Genomic DNA, 1563 nt, shown 5'->3' on the forward strand with positions numbered 1-1563 from the left:
AAACGCCTGACCTGGCGTTGGGAAAGCGAAGCCTTTGGCAATACCCTGCCGGATCAAGATGCGGACAAGAACGGCAGCCAGTTCGTGTATAACCTGCGCTTCCCGGGGCAGTACTGGGACAACAGCATCAAGCTGAGTCATAACTGGTATCGGACCTATAATCCGGAAACGGGGCGGTATGTTCAGAGTGATCCGATTGGGTTAGATGGTGGGTTGAATACCTATGGGTATGTGGAGGGAAACCCTTTAATTGGTGTTGATGCACAAGGGTTATTTATGGGGCGAGTTGCTCAATACTACCCCAGTACAATTACACCTCCAGGTGCATCTCCAGGCGGTTTGTCACCGACAGTAAATCCCTGGGCGCCATCGACAGCTGATCCACGGGCCGCCAGTGCATGCAGTGGGGGATGGAGCTACGGAAAGTGTTACCCTTCTATTGGTCCCAATCCAGAGCCAACTAGTCAAATGCCGGGAGGCAATGCCACCACTAAGGCTCCATATACGCATCCACAAGAAGCAGAGGCAAGAAACGTCCAGCCGGATGTGTTTGCTTGTATTGGGGGCGGAAACGGCAAGAAAAATCATTGCGGTGAAATTGCCAATGCCATTAAAGTTCTTAAAGCTCAGATTGCTTGGCGGAAAACAGACTTGAATCCAGAGTCGTCATCTTACATGAGCCACAAAATATGGATTGATAAGACGTTGAGTCCCAAGCTTGAAGAGCTTGAAAGGTTCTACCGTGACGCATGCCAGTAATTGACGGACAAGCGATCAACTTAATTTGCCAAGAGAACAATATATGAACCAAGCACTGGAAGTTGAAGTGGCTCACCTGGATGGATATATCCATGGCATCACAGAGCTAAGCGGTAAGATAAGGGAGCATCTTGGCGCTGCATATTTGATCTGGCGTGATGATAAAAATAAAAATGTGGCTGATTTGATAATTGAACATTACGCACAACAGACGCAGTTAGAGTTTTCAAGCATTAACGAGCTCCCAGGTGGACTTGTTGATCTTGATGCAGAATTGCACGCTTACTTGGTAGTTGATGTGCTTGGCGTTGCTGCGAGCCCTTCCAATGAGGTAATACTTGATCGCAAGCAGTATCTGTCATTTAGAGTAATGGATATGCTCAGAATAATTAGTGATCAGCTAGGGTCCTGCACCGCAATCTTTAAGCTTGATCGGTATAACTCTGCTTACAAGACTCAATGTGTTTATTTCAGCTTGCTGTTCGATAGCGCTCTGCTTGTCTTGCAATTCAACAAGATGTCTTATGATGAGTGAGCCTGCGGGCTAACGTTTACTGTGTCCGCACCAAAGCCGGTACCGGAGCAATCCGCACCGGCTTTTTGCTGCCTGTTCGAACTCGGGAGACCCGCAGCCCTGCCAAAACCTACACCCTGGACGCCAGCGGCAACCAGACTGGTGACGGCGCCATCACCTTCAGCTACGACAACGCCGGCCGTTTGCGCAACGCCCTGAAGAACGGCCAGAGCTTCACCAGCTTCTTCTACAACGCGCAAGGGCAACTGGCGATCAAGACCAGCTATGGC

Annotated in this window: 2 protein-coding genes and 1 pseudogene; all 3 read left to right on the forward strand. The window is 49.5% G+C overall.

Annotated features, from left to right (window positions below; genetic code table 11):
- Positions 1-759: RHS repeat-associated core domain-containing protein (locus FFS57_RS24900; protein ID WP_137940509.1), on the forward strand; the 759-nt coding region annotated here is incomplete at its 5' end.
- Positions 760-802: 43 nt separating this feature from the next.
- The gene (locus FFS57_RS24905) at positions 803-1294 is read left to right on the forward strand and encodes a hypothetical protein (protein WP_137940510.1); all 492 of its coding nucleotides are present in this window, start codon (positions 803-805) and stop codon (positions 1292-1294) included.
- Positions 1291-1563, forward strand: a pseudogene (locus tag FFS57_RS24910) (hypothetical protein); the annotation flags it as partial. The gene FFS57_RS24905 and the pseudogene FFS57_RS24910, both read left to right, overlap by 4 nt.

It is taken from the genome of Chitinivorax sp. B (assembly GCF_005503445.1).
Lineage (GTDB): Bacteria > Pseudomonadota > Gammaproteobacteria > Burkholderiales > SCOH01 > Chitinivorax.